General features: G+C 32.9%; 5 protein-coding genes and 1 pseudogene. 4 read left to right on the forward strand and 2 right to left on the reverse strand.

Going from position 1 to position 4,385, the window contains the following annotated elements:
• The 3 genes from BPMYX0001_RS27905 to BPMYX0001_RS27915 form a co-directional block, all read left to right on the forward strand.
• Positions 1 to 458: DUF6973 domain-containing protein (locus tag BPMYX0001_RS27905; protein ID WP_081449600.1), on the forward strand; the 458-nt coding region annotated here is incomplete at its 5' end.
• Between the two features lie 31 nt (positions 459 to 489).
• On the forward strand, positions 490 to 729 hold the full coding sequence (locus tag BPMYX0001_RS27910) for a hypothetical protein (protein ID WP_006097513.1): 240 nt from the start codon (positions 490 to 492) through the stop codon (positions 727 to 729).
• A gap of 564 nt (positions 730 to 1,293) precedes the next feature.
• Entirely contained in the window at positions 1,294 to 1,851 is a 558-nt protein-coding gene (locus BPMYX0001_RS27915) for a replication/maintenance protein RepL (protein ID WP_006097514.1), read from the forward strand.
• 221 nt (positions 1,852 to 2,072) lie between these two features.
• Here BPMYX0001_RS27915 and BPMYX0001_RS31800 read toward each other — a convergent pair whose 3' ends face one another.
• Together BPMYX0001_RS31800 and mobV are read right to left on the reverse strand one after the other, a co-directional pair.
• The gene (locus tag BPMYX0001_RS31800; protein WP_006097515.1) at positions 2,073 to 2,195 is read right to left on the reverse strand and encodes a YjcZ family sporulation protein; all 123 of its coding nucleotides are present in this window, start codon (positions 2,193 to 2,195) and stop codon (positions 2,073 to 2,075) included.
• 125 nt (positions 2,196 to 2,320) lie between these two features.
• On the reverse strand, positions 2,321 to 3,547 hold the full coding sequence (gene mobV, locus BPMYX0001_RS27920; RefSeq protein WP_244268567.1) for a MobV family relaxase: 1,227 nt from the start codon (positions 3,545 to 3,547) through the stop codon (positions 2,321 to 2,323).
• A 597-nt stretch (positions 3,548 to 4,144) separates the two neighbouring features.
• On the opposite strand from mobV, the pseudogene BPMYX0001_RS33490 reads away from it, so the two are divergent.
• Positions 4,145 to 4,385: pseudogene (locus tag BPMYX0001_RS33490) on the forward strand (hypothetical protein); the annotation flags it as partial.

A 4,385-nucleotide genomic window follows, 5' to 3' on the forward strand; every position in this document is an offset into this window, starting at 1 on the left:
AATATAGCGGTAGTATTGCTGGGGCATTAGGAAAAACTAAAGAAACACAAGCATGTCTTAATGCAATTGGTGCCTATAAGTGTGGAAAAGCAAGATTGAATGTGAATACTGCGCTGAATATGACAAATGCATACTATTCTAAAGAGAGTCAAGATAATGGAAAAGGTGATGCATTTAGGCATTCATACTGGAATGCTTTAATGTGTAAAAGTATAGGTTGTTCTAATGCGAAAATTGTAGCAGACAATCATGAAAGATATAATCCAACAGAGAAAAAACTACACGATATGGATTATTATAACAATCAAAAGGGAAGAGATATGTATAATTGGAGAGTTGCTAATGGTTATTCTTTATTTGAACAATCCATGGCTGATAATCTTAAACAAGATATAAGAAATGGTTTATTAAAATATATAAGAAAACCTGAAGGATGGTTATTATGGACAAATCAATAAATAAAAAATATAGGGGAAAAAACCTTAGTCTATGAAAAAAATCTACATTTTACTTGCAACATTAACAATTTTATTTTTATGTTTAGCTGGAATTATATTTTTCAATGATGCAAGAAATGAAAAATATATTATTTGGAAAGAAAATGTACATGAAAATGATTATTTATTGAAGAAGTTAAAAGATAATGATATTCCTTACAAAATTGATGAACGAAAAAATTTAAAAATTCAGGAAAAAGATACAGATAAAGTAATATTATGTTGTACTTAAAAAATAAGGAGACCTCTTTGTTTAAAACAAGGAGGTCTCCTTGTTTTTGGGTGTGAGTGCAAAGGCTGGGGTGAAGCGCAGCGAGGGGCTAGCCCCTTATAGTGTCATAAAAACATAGAGTAAGAGCTATTTTATGGACAGCTAATTTAAGCGGTTCGGCAGGTATAATTACTAGTCCAAGTCGTGCTACTTAAATCCTCGTTTTTGGTATGTTCGGCTTGGCGACATGCCTATACCTGCCGAAATTCACTTATCAATGGTGAAGCGTAGCGAAAAAGGTGGAGATTTTTGAGAGGTTTTTTCTCAAAAATACTACCTGTCCATTGATAAGTGAATAGCCCATTAATAGATATAGAAGGGAAAACCTAGTAAACCCTTGATAAATATGGGTTTATAATTTCCTTATGTTCACCCCTAGGGTGAACATATATGTTCACCCTAGGGGTGAACATAAGGAAACAAGACGTTCACTTTTTTATTGTTTTTGTGAACGTCTTGTTCTATTATTTAAACAAGACGTTCACAAACGTGAACATATATGTTCACGAAGAAAGGTTGATAATTTTGCAAAATAAAGATGATATTAACATCAGTAAAAACGATTTAATGCAAATTCTTGAATTAACTGGATTACCTTTGTCTTCTGTTGAAAAATTAATCGACTTAAAAGATGCTGAACAAAAAGAAATTGAACAACGTAAAAAAGAAGCTGATAATCCTCCATTTGTACAAGTTTATAAAGGAATGGGGTTAAAAGCTCTACAATTATTAATTAAAGATAATCAATTAGCTAGTGAAATTTTTGTCTTTTTCTTAGATAACATGAACAATAACAATCTAGTAATGGCCTCACAACAACTTTTAAGTGAAGAATTTGGAAAGGGTAGAACAACAATATATAAAGCTATTAAATATCTTGAAGAGCATAATTTTATTAATGTTGCAAAAGTAGGTACAGCTAATGTATACATAATAAATCCAGAAGTAGCTTTCCAAAATGCACATAATAAGAAAAAGTATGTTGGTTTTAACGGAACAATTTTATTAAGTAAAAAAGAAAACAATACGCTTTTTGACAAATATAATTACAACAATATTAAAATGTTAAAAGAGAAAGAATAACTCAAAAAGTACCCATGATTCTTTAAAATTGGGTACTTTTTGGTGTAGTACTTTGGGCTTTTTAGCTATGTCACATATTTATAAAATAAGAAGAATACATCAAAACGTAATATAATTTATGTCTGTCCTTTTTATATGTTTCTAATAAATGAATGTAGATGCCTATGTAGGGATTTTTTCATAAGAAAAAACACCCATATGAGTGCCTTTTCTAATTGTTTTTAGCAAGCTCCGTCGAATCCCCCACCCCAACAGCTGCAACCAATAATGATTAGCAGGATGAACAGCACAATTAGTAAAGCGAATCCACCACCAAAGCCGCCACAACTACCTCCAAAACCCATAATAATTCCTCCTTGAGTAAGAGGGTATTAACTGAGACATAAATGTGTTTTAACGGTTTACATTACCTTATGTTTTTAAAGAATATATGAGCAAATCCTTTTCTTGTTTTTGGGTGTAATGCTTTTTATCTCTCTAAACCACTATCTCTATTTCTATTTTTCTCTTTTTTCTTTTGCTGTATATCTTTTGAAGCAAGATCATATCCTTTTCTTTCATGTTCTGTTAAATTGTTTTCACTATAACGAGTATTACTAAAGGGATTTAAAGTGATATTCACTTTCTTTTTGCAATACCCTACAATTTGTTGAAATTTCTCCAATCCTTGAGGAACTCGTTCTTTATAAAACTCCTGCATTTGTGCAAATAACTTTTGAAGTCTCTCATATTTCGCTTTATATGGTTCTAATTCTTTTTTCTCTTTTTCTAAACGTTTTACAGATGTATGTAAATCTGTATTATTCACTTTCAAAGCATGATTTTGTCTCTGTAACGTCTCATTTTCCCTTTTAAAGGCCTCCGATGCTTTTGCAAGGGTTTTAATCCTTTGAAAGTCTTCTAAACCAATTTCAACCGTTTTAGAGCGTATGAGACCCCCTTTTTCTTTCACAGGCATCTCTTCTACTTGTTTTCCTACTTTAACAGCTCCTTTTAAAGCATTTAAACGATTTTTCATCTGATTCATAGATTTCTCTATTTGTTGCCTTTCCAACTCTTTTTCTAAAAGAGTCTCTTCTAACACTTGTACTTCTTCTTTTGCTGTTAAAGCCTTCAAACGCGTCGTTTCAATATGTTTTTTATCACTAGATACACCACGCTCTAAATCAAAGCCTTTCTCCACCATATGAGCATGAAAATCATCTTGAAGTGAGACTAACTCTTTACGGTTAAAAATCTGTTTTGCTGACAACTTCTTTTCTTCCGTTACTGGAACCATTCCTACATGCATATGAGGCGTCTTTTCATCCAAATGTACCGCTGCATGTACAATGTTTTGTTCTCCATATCGCTCTCTAAGAAAGCTATAGGCTTCCTCAAAGAATTCTTTTTGAGAATCTGGATCTTCTTCACTTAAACGTTCAAAAAAAGCTTTATCACTTGTTACCACAAATTCACACATCACAACCGCATCTTTTCGAATTGCTCGATTGGTTTCAACGTTCTGTTCAATTTTTTCTTTCACTGTTCTTAAATAATCAATGTATTGATCGTTATGTAAATCATAATTCAAATGACTTTGTTCTTTTTCAATATCAGGATTTGTATGACTCTCTTTTTCTCGTTGATTATGAATCTGGATTCCTTTCACATCTCGCATTTTAAATTTCTGCATTCTACAAATAGCAAAACTCACGAATCCTCACCTCAACTTGTCCTATTTTTTCTCTTTATTTTGTTCTCGACCACTCTATAAAGTATATATACTTCTCTACTGTTTTTCGGTGGACTTCCATGTAAAGTATAGCACACTATACTTTACTATCGTAAAGAGTGTGCCCCTACGGGGAATTCGGCTTGCCGAATAAAGACCTTGGGCTTTGCCCAAACCCACTGGGGATCTCTTCCCCAGCCCCCCTCAATCGAACTCCCCAACCCCTCAATCCCTGAGGGGCTCCCTCGCCGGTTGGCAGGAACAAACGGTAGTTTGTTCAGTGCCGAGAGGGTTCGGGTGTAGCGCGGTTGGTCAAGTCAAATACTCCCTTCGCTTCGCTAGGTCCGTTTTGATTGACCAACACAAATAGTCCATCGTAAATAAAGAATATTTAGAAAATTATATAAACAAAGTTTACAATTCACCTAATTAAGTAACATCTTAATATATATTTATGTTAACAAAAAGATTGACAGAGAACCAGTCTTGTTTAGTGCTGGAATATTCTGTAAAGTTTTCATTGCGAGGTGAATTAAAAAAATAATAGAACAAGGAATATGACGTAGGAGGTTTATAAAAATGATATTGAGAAAATCTATAATTGGAGTATTAATATGTTTATGTATGAGCTTTACAACAGTAAGTGTTTTTGCTGAAACAACGGAAGAAGTTCCAGCAGGTATAGAGTCATTTGACATGGTAGCATTTGAACAATTAGTTAGTGAAATTGAAGAGGGGAAAATCAATTCAGATCTTGAAGCTGATAAAAGATTGGAAGAGTTAAAACGTTTGAATAAAAAGAACAAAGACACTGATATTC

Source organism: Bacillus pseudomycoides DSM 12442 (genome assembly GCF_000161455.1).
Taxonomy (GTDB): Bacteria; Bacillota; Bacilli; order Bacillales; family Bacillaceae_G; genus Bacillus_A; species Bacillus_A pseudomycoides.

Coding starts and splice junctions, on each gene's coding strand:
- BPMYX0001_RS27910 (WP_006097513.1), top strand. CDS start 490: ATGAAAAAAATCTACATTTTACTTGCAACATTAACAATTTTATTTTTA.
- BPMYX0001_RS31800 (WP_006097515.1), bottom strand. CDS start 2,195: ATGGGTTTTGGAGGTAGTTGTGGCGGCTTTGGTGGTGGATTCGCTTTA.